Source organism: Cellulomonas sp. P5_C6, assembly GCF_054049635.1.
Map to the genome: position 1 here is coordinate 52,802 of NZ_JBFULZ010000001.1, position 13,887 is coordinate 66,688.

The following is a 13,887-nucleotide window of genomic DNA, read 5'->3' on the forward strand; positions in this document are numbered from 1 at the left end:
ACTGCATTATTGCACGGCTGCAAACTGCAGTCACTGTGCCGTCGGTCACGGGGCGCCCTGCAGGTCGAGGTTCGCGCCCATGACCACGGTCCGCTCCGGCGGCAGGTGGAAGACCTCCGCGCGGCTCGCGGCGTTGCGTGCCATCCAGACGAACAGCCGCGCGCGCCAGCCCCGCCGATGGGGAGCTCCGCCCACGTGCACGGTGAGGACCGACAGGAAGTAGCGCGCGTCGTCGACGTCCAGCGAGAGCTCGGGGCTCTGACCGACCGCGAGCGCGAGGCCCCTCGGGATGTCCTGGCTGTCGTTGAACCCGACGCGCACGCAGACGTGCACGATGCCGTCGTCGGCGTAGCCGAGGTCGTCGACGACGACGCGGTCGACGTGCCGGATGTGGGGGACGTTCTCGTTGACGATCTGGACGATGACGACGTGCTCGTGCAGCACGTGGTTGAACGCGACGTGCGAGCGCAGCGCCAGCGGCGTCGTCAGCTTGTTGGGGTGGGGGAACACCGCCAGCCCGGGCACCCGCGGGACGCCGGTGTCCTGGACCATCGCGACGAACTCGTCGAGCGGTCCTTCCAGGTCGTTGCGCCGGGCGGCCAGCCGCTCGGCACCGGCGCGCCACGTGGTCATGAGCGTGATCACGATCGCGGCGATGACCAGCGGGAGCCACCCGCCGCTGACGATCTTGGTGACGTTGGCGGCGAAGAACACGAGCTCCAGGCCGATGACGACGACGCCGTACGCGACGACCTTCCACGTCGCCCAGTGCCACACCCGCTTCGCGAGCAGCAGGAACAGGAGGCTGGTGAGCAGCAACGTCCCCGTGACCGCGAGTCCGTAGGCGGTGGCCAGCCGGGTCGAGCTGCGGAACACCGCGATCAGCACGAGCACGCCCACGAACAGGATCCAGTTGACCGCCGGCACGTAGATCTGGCCGCCGGCGTGGCGGGACGTCTGCCGCACCGACAGCCTCGGGAACAGGCCGAGGCGGACGGCCTGCCGGGACACGGAGTACGCCCCGGAGATGACGGCCTGCGACGCGATGACCGTCGCCAGGGTCGCCAGCGCCACCAGTGGGAGGGTCGCCCAGGTCGGTGCGAGGTGGAAGAAGGGGTTGTCGATCGTGCCGGGGTCGTCCAGGATCATCGCCCCCTGCCCGAGATAGTTCAGGGTCAGGGCCGGAAACACGACGGCGTACCAGCCCAAGCGGATCGGCGCCGCCCCGAAGTGGCCCATGTCGGCGTAGAGCGCCTCCGCCCCGGTGATCGTCAGCACGACGGCGCCCATGGCGACGAACGCGGTGAGCGGGTGCTCGACGACGAACGCGACGGCGTACGTGGGCGACAGCGCGCGCAGGATCGCCGGGTTCTCGGCGATGTGCGGCACGCCCAGGACGGCCAGCACGACGAACCAGAGCGCCATCACGGGTCCGAACGCTCGCCCGACCACCTCGGTGCCGCGTCGCTGGACGAGGAACAGGACCGTGAGCACCGCCACCGAGGCCGGCAGCACGAGCCGCTCGAAGGCCGGGTCGGCCACGACGACGCCCTCGATCGACGACATCACCGAGATCGCCGGGGTGATCACGCTGTCGCCGTAGAAGAGCGCTGCACCGAACATCCCCAGCATCATCGCCGCCGCGAGCCGACGCCTGTCCCTGAGCTTCTGGCGCAGCAGCGCGACGAGCGCGAGGATGCCGCCCTCGCCGTCGTTGTCGGCTCGCATCACCAGCGCCACGTAGTTCACCGAGACGACGATCGCGATGGACCAGAACACCATCGAGATCACGCCGTACACGTCGACGGACGTGGGCTTGACGTTGTTGTGATCGATGCTGAAGACCGTCTGCAGCGAGTACAGCGGGCTGGTGCCGATGTCACCGAAGACCACGCCCAGAGCGCCCAGCGCCAGCCAGGCCCGGGGCCCGTGCCTGGCGGGTGGGCTCTCTCGGACGTCGACTCCGGTCGCGGCCTGCGGGTCGCTCGGCGACTGGCTGGGGGTCACCCCGGCATCGTGGCACGGTGCCGGGCTGGTTCAGCGGGTCGACGGGCGCAGGTGCGTCCGGTCAGGCGGCTCCGGTGAGGGCGCGGAGGTCCGCGAGGACGCCGTCCTGGATCTGGGCGAACGGCCGGTCCTCGCCGTCCGCCAGCCACGCGGCGAATGCGGTGCGGAAGACGGTGACACCGCTCTCGGCCGCCAGGGCGGCGGTGGTGGGGTCGATGCCGCGGTCGGTGAGGGCCCGGGTCAGGGCGACGGCGAGCGCCGACATCTTCAGCAGCTCGCGCTCCTGCAGGGCCGGGTGGGCGGCGATGATCTGCCGTCGCTCACGGGACCAGCCGCGCCGGTCGTCGGGGAACATCGCGGCCGCTGACGCCAGCGCGGACCCGACCAGCGACATCGGGTCGTGCCGGTCGGCGTCGTCGAGGCCGTCCAGGAACAGGTGCTCGAACTCGTCCTGGCTGACGAACAGCACCTCGCGCTTGTCGGCGAAGTAGCGGAAGAAGGTGCGTTCGGTCAGGCCGGCCGCCTCGGCGATCTCGGCGACGGTCACGCCGTCGTACCCGCGCTCGGCGTACAGCTCGAGGGCCGCGCGCTGCAGGCGCTCCCGCGCCCCCGACTCCCACCTCGCCATGCAGGCATCCTAGGCGATGACAGGGGCTGACATGGGGTGGCTCGCTGCGAGAGCCCGTGCCGCACGCGGGCTGGGAGACTGCGCCGTGTGACGACGGCGTACCTGCAGCAGGAGGCCTGGGCGCGGCTGGTGCTCGGCATCACTGTCGCGGCGTTCGCCGTGGGCGAGGTCCGGCAGACGGCGAGGCTGCGGCGCGGTGCCTCGCGCACGGACGTGCGAGGCGAGCTCGTGTTCCGGGCGCTCTTCTTCGCGGGCATCCTGATGCTGCCGCTGGGCCGGGCGCTCGTGCCCGACGCCGTGCTCGAGGGTGTCGGGGTGTTCGTCCTGGGCGCGGTCGTCGGGTGGGCCGGCCTGCTGTGGCGATGGTGGTCGTTCGTCACCTTGGGCGAGTACTTCACGACGGTGGTCCTGACGTCCGCCGATCAGGTGATCGTCAGTCGCGGGCCGTACCGATTCCTCAGGCACCCCAGCTACGCGGGCCTGCTCGCGGCCCTGCTCGGCTGCGGACTGATGCTCGGCAACTGGGTGGGGGCGGGTGCCTGCGTCCTGCTGAGCCTGGTGGCGATCGTCTACCGCATCGGACGAGAGGAGCGCGCGATGATCGACGCCCTCGGCGACGCGTACGTCGACTTCGCCAGGGACCGCGCTCGTCTGGTCCCCTTCATCTGGTGAGGGCGATCACCCTCGCGCCGTGACCGATATGTCCGGAAAAGTACTTTCCGAGAGGGGCGCCGGAGCCCTAGGCTCCAGGGTGTCGTTCGACCTGTGACCGGTCGATGGTGACCGGTCCCCAGCCTGCAGCGGGTCATTCACTCCGCGACGTCCCGATGACGGGGCGCTGCTGCGGCCACGGCCGGTCCCGGTGACCGTGCCCACCTCCATCTCGTCTCGGCCCRGCGGCCATCGAGATCGCCGGGGGATGGGAAGGCCTGCGATGCTCCGTCTTCGTAGCAGGATCGTGTCCGGTGCAGCAGCTCTCGCCACACTCGTGCTGGGGTCGGTGACCGTCGCCCTGGCCCCGGCCGCGGACGCCCACTCGAACGGGTGCTCCACCGGCGCCGTGACGTCGTACATCCCCCCGGCAGGCACGGACGGGGCGTTCGGTGTCACCCAGGGCCCGGGCGGGACGTGGTACGCCCACGGCGCCACGATCAACCGGATCGTGGCGGGCAAGACCACCGAGTACCCGGTCCCCGATCCGGACACCGCCGACGCCGGATGGCTGACGCGCGACTCGGCCGGGGGCCAGGTCTGGTTCGCCGATCGCGGCACCGGGCGACTGGGCACGGTCGACGTCGTGGGCCGGGTCCACGAGTACCAGATCCCCGACGGGGTCAACGGCACGGCCCTGCCGCAGGGCATCGTCGTCGGCCCGGGGTCGCACGTCTGGTTCACCGACCAGGGCAACGACCGGATCGGCGATCTCGACCGACGGACCGGAGCGTTCACCCTCTACCCCATCCCCACCGAGGGTGGTGGCCCCCTCGGTCTGACCCGTGGCCCGGACGGCAACCTGTGGTTCACCGAGCGCGGCGCGGACAAGGTCGGGCGGATGACCCCGGCCGGCGCGTTCACCGAGTGGGACCTGGCGGCCGGAGCCTTCCCGAACCGGATCGTGACGGGTCCGGACCGGGCGCTGTGGTTCACCGAGCTGCGTGCCGGCAACATCGGGCGCATCACGACCGCGGGCCAGCTCACCGAGGTGCCCGTGGCCGGAGGGCCCGTCGGGATCACGCTCGCCCCGGACGGTCACCTCTACGCCGCGATGTTCCTCTCCGCCCAGCTCGCGCAGCTGGACGACCACGGGCAGGTCGCACGCACCTGGGACGTTCCCGGCGCGCTGCAGGTCGCTGCGAGCCAAGGGGCTCTCTGGGTGACCGACCCGTTCACCGACACGGTCAGCGAGGTCCGCACGCACTGCGACGACTGAGCGGCGGCAGAGAGACGATGGACGGCAACGTCACCGGGGCGCAGGAGCGCGGGCGGTCATCGGGGTGKGACGTCGTCGTGGTCGGTGGCGGCGCCGCCGGGTGCGTGCTCGCTGCCCGGCTCAGCGAGGACCCGTCGCGGCGGGTGCTGCTGCTCGAGGCCGGCCCGGACCATCGGGTCGATCCACCCGACGACGTCCGCGACGGCCGCCGGGCCACCATGCAGCACGACTGGGGCTACACCGAGGTCCCCGGCCCCGACGGTGCGGTCCGGCACCTCCCGCGCGGGAGGCTGCTGGGAGGGTGCTCGTCCACCAACGCCACCTTCGCCCTGCGGGGGCATCCCGGCGACTACGACGCCTGGGCGGAGGCGGGCAACGCGGGATGGTCGTTCGCCGACGTGCTCCCCGACTTCGTCCGGCTGGAGAACGACGCGGACCACGGCTTGGAGCCCTGGCACGGGGACCGGGGACCTCTGCCGATCCGCAGGTACTCCGACCGCGAGCTGACCGACGTCGCGAGGGCGGGGGAGGAGGCCCTGCGGGACCTCGGCTGTGTCCCGGTCCCGGACCTCAACGCCCCGGGCGCCGTCGGCGTGGGCAGGATCCCGACCAACTGTCTCGACGGGAGCCGGGTCAGCACGGCGATCGCCTACCTGCCCCGCGACGCGGAGAGGGCCAACCTCACCGTCACGTGCGACGCCGAGGTGCGCGACCTGCTGGTCGACGGCGACCGGGTCACCGGGGTGCGGCTGCTGTCGGGCGAGATCGTCCACGCCGACCGGGTCGTGCTCTGCGGCGGCGCGTACGGCTCGCCGGTGCTGCTCCTGCGGTCCGGGATCGGCCCGGCCGATCAGCTGAGGGCCGCCGGCGTCCGGCCGAGGGTCGACCTTCCCGGGGTCGGCGCGAACCTCGTGGACCACCCGGTCGTGTCGGTCGACCTACGCCATCCGGGACCCGTCCTCCCGGTCCCGGTCTTCCAGGTCGCGGCCACGGCCCGGACCGACGGCGCGGAACCGTCGGGGCCGCCCGACCTGCAGCACATGGTCGGGGGGCCGTACCTGGACGACGGCGCCGCGGCGTTCTTCGTCGGGACCGCGCTGCTCAAGCCGCGCTCGCGAGGCAGCATCCGACTGGTCAGCGACGACCCGACGACGGCACCGCGCATCGACCTCGGATACTTCCGCGAGGCGACGGACCTCGACCGGCTCGCCGAGGGGTTCGAGCGCGCGCGGGACGCCTGTCGGCTGGGCGCCGTCGCCCGGCTCTCCGGCGGGCGTCAGCTCAGGCCGGACCACGATGTCCGGCTCGGCGATCGAGCTGCCGTGCGGGCCTGGATCCCGCGGGCCGTGTGGACGTACCACCACCCCGTCGGCACCTGCGCGATGGGGCGCGATGCCGCCGAGGGCGCGGTCGTCGACGCGACCGGGAGGGTCCACGGCGTGGCCGGGCTGTCGGTGGTCGACGCCTCGGTGATGCCCGACATCCCGTCGGCCAACACGCACGTGCCCACKATCATGGTCGCCGAGCACGTCGCGAGCCGGTTCGACGACTGAGGGTCGTCGGAGCAGTGCCGGCGCCGGTGCGGATCGACGTGTCGCCCGGACCAGAGGGCCGTTGGTCGTGTCGATCAATCCGCGAAACGGGAGGAAATTCCCGTCATTGAACGCGCGGGTGCGCCGCGGTCCCGCGTCATGAGGATCACCACCGCGGCGGCGACGAGGACCACGCCGGCCGTCCGGGTCCAGGCGTCGGCGACGACCCCGAGCGCCAGCACGGCTGCGGGGAGCGTGACCTGCGCGGCGCAGAGCTCCCCGGCGACCAGGACGATCGCGGCGGGGATCGCGGCCGGCACGTCGGGGCGGATCCTCGCGGCGGCGACCCCGGTCGCGGTGCCGACCGCCACGACGAGGACCATCGACGCCGCCGGCGCCTGGAGCGCCTCGCGCGGGACGGTGCCGACCAGGGCTGCGAGGACCGTCGCGCAGGCGGTGGCGGCGACCATGAGGCCGAGGGCCAGTCGCGCCACGGTCCGGCGCCGCAACGTCAGCGGCGACGTGCAGCTGAGGTCGACCATGGCGTCGTCGGACAGCGACGCGGTGGCGGTGGCGATCAGGACGGCGGCCGCCGTGACGGCGATCCCGACCGCGTGGGTGGGGCCCCAGCGCAGCGTCGCGTGGCCGCCGAGGGCGGCGACGGCGTCGAGCCCCAGGGCGAAGGCCCAGCCCGGCGCGCGCACCGCCGCGGAGAGGGCGCCGGGCACGTCAGCCCACGGACTCGAACCAGGCGAACGACTGGTGAGTGGCCCAGAGCTGCATCACGACGCCGAGGGCAGCGACGACGCCACCCACGATCACGAGGCGCAGCGGGTGCCATCGCGTGCCGGACGAGCGCGCGAGGGCCAACCCGGCGAAGAGCATCGTCATCCCGACCAGGAAGAGCGCGTGCCAGCCGACGCGTCCGACCTCCATCCGGACCGCGTAGAAGTCGGGGTCGTACGAGTCGGGCAGGTCGAGCAGCGTCGTCTGCTGCAGGACCTCACGGGACGGGAACGCGCCGAGGTCCTGGGTGAGTCGGGGTGCGAGCGCGTCGGGCGTGAGGAACGCGGCGGGGAACCACGACCAGAGCCAGAACCCCTCGACGAGGAAGAACGAGCCGAGCACCCCGACCACCACGCCGACCGCGCGCGACCGGACGATCCTGGCGGTCGCGACGCCGGCGGCGAAGGCCGCCGCRGTCTGCACGACGGGGTGGGCGATCTCGGCGGGGCTCAGGCGGAAGAGGCCCAGCCCGCGACCCTCGCCGACCGGGATGCCGCCGGCCCGGACGACGAGCACGGCGACGTAGACCGAGACGGCGGCGGCGAACGCGACCGGGACGAGGCCGGCGAGCAGCAGGGCCACGGTCCGGTCGCGCTCGGTGGGAGGGACCGCCCGGAACGTCTCCGCCGTCGTGTCCTCACGGTCCCGCATGGCCGCGAGGGCGGCGACGATGAACGTCGCGGCGACCAGGAAGCTCGAGCTGGCCATCCGGGAGTAGGCGTCGTTCGCCCACCGGTTGGCCGGGATGTCCCACAACAGGCTGGTCTCCTGGACCAGCAGGACCAGGAAGCCCAGGATCAGGACGGGGTTCCGGGCCAGCCGTCGCGCCTCGACGCGCGCGAGGGCGGTGAGGGTGGACCGGCCGACCAGCTGGTCGGCCGGCGCGTCGGTCGTCGTCAGCGCCATGTCAGCACCTCGATCTCCTCGATCGGTCCCTCGCCGGGGACCTGGCCCGTGAGGACCAGGTAGCCGTCCTCGACGGTGGGTGCGCCCAAGGTCGCACCGGGCGGCGGTTCGCCGATGTGCCGGTGCAGCCCCTCCGCGGTCACCCAGGACAGCAGCGCGCGCGTCTCGGGAGCGTCCGACACCCACACCCGGCCCGCCGCGCGCGCGGCCAGAGCCGACGGCTCGCCCTCGAAGCGGATCCGACCGCGGTCGACGACGACCAAGCGCGAGCAGACGGCCTGGATGTCCTCGGTGAGGTGCGTGGACAGGACGACGCACCGGTTGCGTGCCGTGGCGCTGATCACCTCCCGGAACCGGAGCCGCTGGACGGGGTCGAGCCCGACGGTCGGCTCGTCGAGGACCAGCAGACCGGGATCCCCGAGGAGGGCCTGCGCGAGAGCCACCCGGCGACGCATCCCGCCGGAGAGGGCGCCCATCCGCTTGTGCATCTGGTCCTCCAGGCCGACCGCGGTGAGCACGCGACGGACCTCGCGGCGCCGCTCCGAGGTGGAGGTGATCTCCTTGAGCACTGCGACGTAGTCGACGAAGTCGTACGCCGTGAACGTCCGGTAGTGGCCGGGCTCCTGCGGCAGGTAGCCGAGGCCGCGCCGGATGGCCAGTCGGCCCTCCGTCGTCGCGGCGTCGTGGCCCAGCAACCGGACCGAGCCGGAGTCCGGCGTGAGGGCGGTGGCCAGGATCCGGAGGAGCGTCGTCTTGCCGGCGCCGTTGGGCCCGAGCACCCCGGTGATCCCGGGGCCGGCCTCGAACGAGACGGAGTCCAGGACGGGGAGACGACGGAAGGACTTGCTGACGCCGGTGACGGCGATGCTCGCGGTCATGCGGGGGAGATCCTCTCGAAGCGAGCGCGACGGGCGACGGTCAGGACGACGGCGACGACGCACAGGACGGCCAGGACGAGCTGGCCCGCGCCCTGGGCCTGGGGGAGCAGGTCGAGGAGGCGGTCGATGCTTCCTCGCGCTCCCGGCAGGGCGGCCAGGTTCACCAGCAACCAGGCGGTGGCGACGCCGGCCGCGGCGTAGAGCGGACGGACGAAGGTGATCGCGGCCAGCGTGAGCAGGGTGAGTGCCACCGCCGGGAGCAGCCAGAGCACCGGCTGGACCTCAGGGACCGCCAACGACAGGAACGCGGCGACGGGGAGCGAGACGGCCAGCGCGGTCAGCGTGCGCAGCAGGAGGCGCCGGGCCGACGAGTACGGCGCGACGACCGCCAGCTCGTACGCGAGCTCACCTCGGGAGCCGTAGGCGAGCGCGACCGCGGGGACGGGCAGCACGGGGACGAGCAGCAGGAACGTCGCGACGCCGATCGCCTCGGACGCGATCGTCGAGAACACCGTCGCGACGACGAKGACCGCGAAGCCCGCCACCCACGCCCGTCCCGTGAGCTCGGAGGCCGCGATGACCCGGGCGGTGGCCTCCCTGACGCCGCAGCGCACGAGGACCCGTTCGAACCACGTGAGCCCGGGCTGGTCGACCCGGTCCGTCAACGCCGCCCACGAGTCCGCGTGCCGACCGGCGAGCGCGGGGACCGCGGAGACGGCCTCGCGGAGCGCCGACCGGCACGATTCGCACCCGGTCAGGTGCGCCTCGACGGACGCGCTGCGTGCGTAGTCGAGCCGGTCGCCGACGTAGGCGGTGAGCAGGCCGGGCTCGATGTGCCAGGTCATGAGAGGGCCCCCCGGAGCTGGGTGCGGGCGCGGAGCATGCGGGTGCGGACGGTCCCCGCCGGGATGCCGAGCAGTCGCGCGGCCTCGCTGCTGGACAAGCCGTCCAGGACGACGGCGGTCATGACGGCGCGCAGCTCGGGGGAGAGCCTGTTCAGGGCGGTGCCGACGTCGCCGTGCTGCACTCCGAGCAGCAGCACGTCCTCGGCGGACGGCTGGCTGACCTCCGGCACGCGCGCCGTCGGGAAGGGGCGCCGCGGACGCAGCGACGCGAGCAGCCGACGGATGGCGATGCCCCACAGCCACGCCTCGACGACACCGCTCCCGGAGTACGCGCCGGGCTTGCGCCAGACGGCGACGAAGACGTCCTGCACGACCTCCTCGACGAGCCCGCTGTCCGCGCAGCGACGGCCGAGGCGCAGCCGGAGCCACGGCGCGTGCCGGTCGTAGAGGTCCCGCAGCGCCGCCCGGTCGCGCCCGACGATCGCGACCAGCAGGTCACGGTCGGAGCGCTCGAGGTTGTCGTCCACAGCCACTTGTATCCGCCGGCCCCCCGGACTGTTCGGCGAGGATCAGGATCAGTGGGCAGCCACCGCGGCGGCGTGCGCTGAACAGCACCGACAACGCTAGACCCGCGGCCTTCGCCGGCCCAGGGGCGGGCGCGGAAAGTCGATTGCGCACACGAGCCGKACGTGTGTACCGTCCCGGTGATCGTGACCCGTCGTCAGGAGGTGAGACCCATGACCGCAGTATCCGCACTGGGTGCTCCCTCGCAGTCCACGACCGCGCGACGTCGCTAGTCGCCACGGGGAGCGCCCGCCAGGCACTTCGCGAAAGGCGACTCCCATGACTACGACACCCTCGTCACCCCTGCACTCCACGTCGACGCCGGGCGAGCGCGCCCTGGTCCTCGGCGGCGGCGGATCGACAGGCAACGCCTGGCTGATCGGCGTCGTCGCCGGCCTGGCCGAGGCCGGGCTGGACGTCACCACGGCCGACCTGACCGTCGGGACGTCGGCCGGTTCCACGGCCGCGGCCCAGCTGGCCGGCGCGACACCCGCCGAGCTGCTCGCCGCCACCCTCGCCCCGGCTCCCCAGCCACGCCCCGGTCCGGGGCGCGGCCCCGCCAGGCCGGTGACGGACCACCTCGAGCGGCTGACCAGGATCATCGCCGCGTCCGAGGACGTGGCCGACCTGCGCCGCAGGATGGGCGCGGCGGCACTCGAGAGGGAGGCGGCGTCGGACGGCACCTGGCAGGCGCAGTGGCGCGCCACCGTCGCCTCGCGGCTGCCCAGCCAGAGCTGGCCGCAGCGGACCGTGCTCATCACGGCGGTCGATGCCGAGACCGGGGAGCCGGTCGTGTTCGACAGCCACTCCGGGGTCGACCTGGCCGACGCCGTCGCCGCGAGCTGTTCCAGCGGCCTGCCCTACCGGATCGGGGAGCACCGCTACATCGACGGCGGGTACCGGTCCAACGCCGAGAACGCCGATCTGGCCGCCGGCTGCGCGCGGGTGCTCATGCTGTCGCCCTTCGGCGGCCGATCCCTGCACCCGCCGGCGTGGGGCACGCACCTCGCCACCCAGGTCGACGAGCTCCGCGCGCGTGGCAGCCGGGTCGAGACGGTCGTCCCGGACGCGGGCGCCGAGCACATGTTCGGCGCCGACGCGATGGACCTGTCGATGCGTCCGGCCGCCGCTCGGGCCGGTCACGAGCAGGGCGTGGCGCTCGCGGAGAGGCTCGCCGAGCTCTGGGGCTGACGGGCGCGCTAGTACGTGGCGCGGCCGCCGCTGATGTCGTAGACGGCTCCGGTGGAGAAGCTGACCTTGTCCGAGGCGAGCCACGCGACGAGCTCGGCGACCTCGTCGGCGCGCCCGACCCGCTTCATGGGGATCAGGCTCGTGATGTGGGCGAGGACCTCGGGGCTCGTGCTGTCGTTCATCGGCGTCGCGATCACGGCGGGCGCGATCGCGTTCACCAGGACGCCGCTGGTCGCGAGCTCCTTGCCGAGCGACTTGGTCATCGCGATGACCGCGGCCTTGGACGCCGAGTAGGCCGACAGGTTCGGGTTGCCGTCCTTGCCGGCCATGCTCGCGATGTTGACGATCCGGCCCCAGCCGCGCTCGCGCATGCCCGGGACCACCGCACGGCACAGGTTGAACGAGCCGCGGACGTTGACGGCGAAGACCGTGTCCCACGCGTCCGCGTCGATCTCCCAGAGCGGGAGGTTCGGGCCGACGATCCCGGCGGAGTTGACCAGGATGTCGACGGTGCCGATGCCGGAGACGGCGGCCGCGACGGCGGCCTGGTCCGCGACGTCGACGACCACGTCGGCGCCCGGCGCGAGGTCGAGCCGCACGACGTCGACGCCGTCGCGCGCGAGCCGCTCGGCGCAGGCCGCGCCGAGGCCGCTCATGCCCCCGGTGATGACGGCGGTCCTGGTCACGGGGCTCCTCGGTCGTCGGTGCGCGTCGCGCGTTCCAGGGTCTCGAGCAGGTGCTCGTAGGGGTGGCCCGTCGCCCGCGTCAGGCCGAGCTCGCACGTCCGGTTCGAGGAGGCGTAGGCGTCGAAGTGGCGTGCCGCGACGGAGGYCGCCTCCCGTGCCGTCGCCGAGGCGGTCAGCTCGGGATGGAGCATGCCGCGGTCGCCGGCGAAGGCGCAGCAGCCCCAGCCGTCGGGGACGACGACCTCGGACGCGATCGCGGCGGCGATGCGGGAGAGGGCCTCGTCGGTGCCGAGGTGGGCGGACGAACAGGTCGGGTGCAGGGCGATCGACCCGATCGGGGCGGTCACGGTCAGGTCGCTCAGGACCTGCTCGTCGACGAACTGCACGGCGTCGACGACCCGCAGACCCTCGACGCCGTCGTGACCGTGCTCGAGCAGGCGCTGCAGCCCCTCGGTGCAGGAGGCGGCGTCGACGACGACCGGCAGGCGCCCGTGCTCGGAGGCTTCCCACAGCGCCGGCAGGACCCGGTCGCGCATGTCCTCGTAGCCGTCGGTCAGGCCCTTCGACTTCCACGGCGTGCCGCAGCACATTCCGGCGAGACCCTCGGGTGTGCGGACGCGGACGCCGGCCCGCTCGCACAGCCGCAGGAACGCGCCCGCGGACCCGGGGCCGTCGGCGGCGGGCCCGAACATCGTGCCGATGCAGGCGGCGAAGAAGACGATGTCCGCCGCGGGTGGGTGCAGGTCGACGCGCCGAGACCCGCCGGCCGGGAGGTCTGCCGTCCAGCGGGGGACCGTGTCGGTCCCCACGATCCTCCGCGCGACGTCGGTCGCTGCCGTGACGAGCGGTGCGGGCAGGGCCGTGGCCGTGGACAGCGCGACTCCGCCCAGGCGGGACGCCGAGTCCCAGTGCCGGGACGCGGCCTTCCAGGGGGCCTGCCTGCCGCGCGTGCGCTGCTCGTGCCGGAGCCGTCGCACGAGGTCGCCGGTGTCGATCAGCACGGGGCACGCGGTGGCGCACATGCCGTCGACGGCGCAGGTGTCGATGCCGTCGTAGTCGTAGTCCGCCGCCAGGCTCGCGACGAGCTCGTGGTCCCCGGCCTGCTGGGCCGCCGTCAGCTCGCGGCGGAGCACGATGCGCTGGCGCGGCGTGAGCGTGAGGTCCTTGCTCGGGCAGACCGGCTCGCAGTAGCCGCACTCGACGCAGCGGTCCACCTCCTTCTCGACCGTCGGTGCCACCTTGAGGTTCGCGACGTGGGCGACGGGGTCCTCGTTGAGCAGGACGCCGGGGTTCAGCACGTTGCGCGGGTCCGCCAGCCGCTTGACCTCCTGCATGACCTCGTACAGCTCGTCGCCGTACTGGCGGCGGACGTAGGGCGCCATGATCCGGCCCGTCCCGTGCTCCGCCTTCAACGTCCCGTCGTGTCCGAGGACGAGATCGACCATGTCGTCGGTGAACGCGATGTAGCGGTCGAGCGACGCGGTCGTGCCGAAGTGCTCGTTGAGCAGGAAGTGGATGTTGCCGTCCTTCGCGTGCCCGAAGATCACGCCGTCCTCGTAGCCGTACCGGTCGAAGAGCGCCACGAGCCGCGTGCAGGTGTCCAGCAGCGCGGGGACCGGGACGGCGATGTCCTCGAGCAGGGCGGTCGTGCCCGAGGGGCGGTTGCCGGCGACGGCGGCGTAGAGCCCCTTACGGATGTGCCAGAGCGCGGCACGGGTCGTCGCGTCGGGACTCAGTCGCGTCGGGGCGGTCAGGGGCAGGCGATCGATGAGCGGGGCGCTCGTCCCGACGCGGTCGGCGAGCTCGGCGGCGGTCTCGGCCTGGTGCTCGACCAGGAGCGCGGCCTGGGTCGTCACGTCGAGCGAGAGCAGCGTGCCGATCGCCTGCGGGTCGCGCTGCGCGACCCGCAGCGACGTGGCATCCAGCAGCTCGAT

13 protein-coding genes are annotated in these 13,887 nt (G+C 73.1%); 4 read left to right on the forward strand and 9 right to left on the reverse strand.

Annotated elements, in window-relative coordinates; genetic code table 11:
• Positions 1-45: 45 nt before the first annotated feature.
• Both ACXJKG_RS00310 and ACXJKG_RS00315 read right to left on the reverse strand, forming a co-directional pair.
• Positions 46-2,007 carry a potassium transporter Kup gene (locus ACXJKG_RS00310; RefSeq protein WP_456843758.1) on the reverse strand — a complete coding sequence of 654 codons (1,962 nt, stop codon included), beginning with the start codon at positions 2,005-2,007 and terminating at the stop codon, positions 46-48.
• 61 nt (positions 2,008-2,068) lie between these two features.
• Positions 2,069-2,635 carry a TetR family transcriptional regulator gene (locus ACXJKG_RS00315; RefSeq protein ID WP_456843759.1) on the reverse strand — a complete coding sequence of 189 codons (567 nt, stop codon included), beginning with the start codon at positions 2,633-2,635 and terminating at the stop codon, positions 2,069-2,071.
• 87 nt (positions 2,636-2,722) lie between these two features.
• Here ACXJKG_RS00315 and ACXJKG_RS00320 point away from each other — a divergent pair, with 87 nt between their 5' ends.
• The 3 genes from ACXJKG_RS00320 to ACXJKG_RS00330 all read left to right on the forward strand — a co-directional run bounded on the left by ACXJKG_RS00320 (position 2,723) and on the right by ACXJKG_RS00330 (position 6,118).
• Complete coding sequence (locus tag ACXJKG_RS00320) at positions 2,723-3,307, forward strand: methyltransferase family protein (RefSeq protein WP_456843760.1); 585 nt, start codon at positions 2,723-2,725, stop codon at positions 3,305-3,307.
• A 328-nt stretch (positions 3,308-3,635) separates the two neighbouring features.
• Positions 3,636-4,565, forward strand: coding sequence for a Vgb family protein (locus ACXJKG_RS00325; RefSeq protein ID WP_456843761.1), 930 nt, complete (start codon positions 3,636-3,638; stop codon positions 4,563-4,565).
• Between the two features lie 17 nt (positions 4,566-4,582).
• The gene (locus ACXJKG_RS00330; RefSeq protein WP_456843762.1) at positions 4,583-6,118 is read left to right on the forward strand and encodes a GMC family oxidoreductase; all 1,536 of its coding nucleotides are present in this window, start codon (positions 4,583-4,585) and stop codon (positions 6,116-6,118) included.
• Between the two features lie 74 nt (positions 6,119-6,192).
• Here the strand turns inward: ACXJKG_RS00330 and ACXJKG_RS00335 are convergent, their stop codons facing one another.
• Genes ACXJKG_RS00335 through ACXJKG_RS00355 form a run of 5 tightly spaced genes read right to left on the reverse strand, consistent with a single transcriptional unit; the run spans position 6,193 to position 10,039 of the window.
• Positions 6,193-6,825: a hypothetical protein gene (locus ACXJKG_RS00335; RefSeq protein WP_456843763.1), complete on the reverse strand. Its 633-nt coding sequence runs from the start codon at positions 6,823-6,825 to the stop codon at positions 6,193-6,195.
• Between the two features lies 1 nt (position 6,826).
• A complete protein-coding gene (locus tag ACXJKG_RS00340) occupies positions 6,827-7,789 on the reverse strand; it encodes a hypothetical protein (RefSeq protein ID WP_456843764.1) in 963 nt (320 codons plus the stop codon).
• Positions 7,780-8,667 carry an ATP-binding cassette domain-containing protein gene (locus ACXJKG_RS00345; RefSeq protein ID WP_456843765.1) on the reverse strand — a complete coding sequence of 296 codons (888 nt, stop codon included), beginning with the start codon at positions 8,665-8,667 and terminating at the stop codon, positions 7,780-7,782. Before ACXJKG_RS00345 ends, ACXJKG_RS00340 begins: the two co-directional genes overlap by 10 nt.
• Positions 8,664-9,512, reverse strand: coding sequence for a zf-HC2 domain-containing protein (locus ACXJKG_RS00350; RefSeq protein ID WP_456843766.1), 849 nt, complete (start codon positions 9,510-9,512; stop codon positions 8,664-8,666). Before ACXJKG_RS00350 ends, ACXJKG_RS00345 begins: the two co-directional genes overlap by 4 nt.
• Complete coding sequence (locus ACXJKG_RS00355) at positions 9,509-10,039, reverse strand: RNA polymerase sigma factor (protein ID WP_456843767.1); 531 nt, start codon at positions 10,037-10,039, stop codon at positions 9,509-9,511. Before ACXJKG_RS00355 ends, ACXJKG_RS00350 begins: the two co-directional genes overlap by 4 nt.
• Positions 10,040-10,355: 316 nt before the next feature.
• Here ACXJKG_RS00355 and ACXJKG_RS00360 point away from each other — a divergent pair, with 316 nt between their 5' ends.
• Positions 10,356-11,267 carry a patatin-like phospholipase family protein gene (locus ACXJKG_RS00360; protein WP_456843768.1) on the forward strand — a complete coding sequence of 304 codons (912 nt, stop codon included), beginning with the start codon at positions 10,356-10,358 and terminating at the stop codon, positions 11,265-11,267.
• An 8-nt stretch (positions 11,268-11,275) separates the two neighbouring features.
• Here the strand turns inward: ACXJKG_RS00360 and ACXJKG_RS00365 are convergent, their stop codons facing one another.
• On the reverse strand, positions 11,276-11,953 hold the full coding sequence (locus ACXJKG_RS00365) for an SDR family NAD(P)-dependent oxidoreductase (RefSeq protein WP_456843769.1): 678 nt from the start codon (positions 11,951-11,953) through the stop codon (positions 11,276-11,278).
• Positions 11,950-13,887 (reverse strand): FAD-binding and (Fe-S)-binding domain-containing protein (locus ACXJKG_RS00370; RefSeq protein WP_456843770.1); only part of this gene is annotated, 1,938 nt, incomplete at its 5' end. The genes ACXJKG_RS00370 and ACXJKG_RS00365, both read right to left, overlap by 4 nt.

Excerpts from the sequence above, each read along its gene's own strand:
- ACXJKG_RS00315 (WP_456843759.1), bottom strand. The coding sequence starts at position 2,635 with ATGGCGAGGTGGGAGTCGGGGGCGCGGGAGCGCCTGCAGCGCGCGGCC.
- ACXJKG_RS00360 (WP_456843768.1), top strand. The coding sequence starts at position 10,356 with ATGACTACGACACCCTCGTCACCCCTGCACTCCACGTCGACGCCGGGC.
- ACXJKG_RS00345 (WP_456843765.1), bottom strand. The coding sequence starts at position 8,667 with ATGACCGCGAGCATCGCCGTCACCGGCGTCAGCAAGTCCTTCCGTCGT.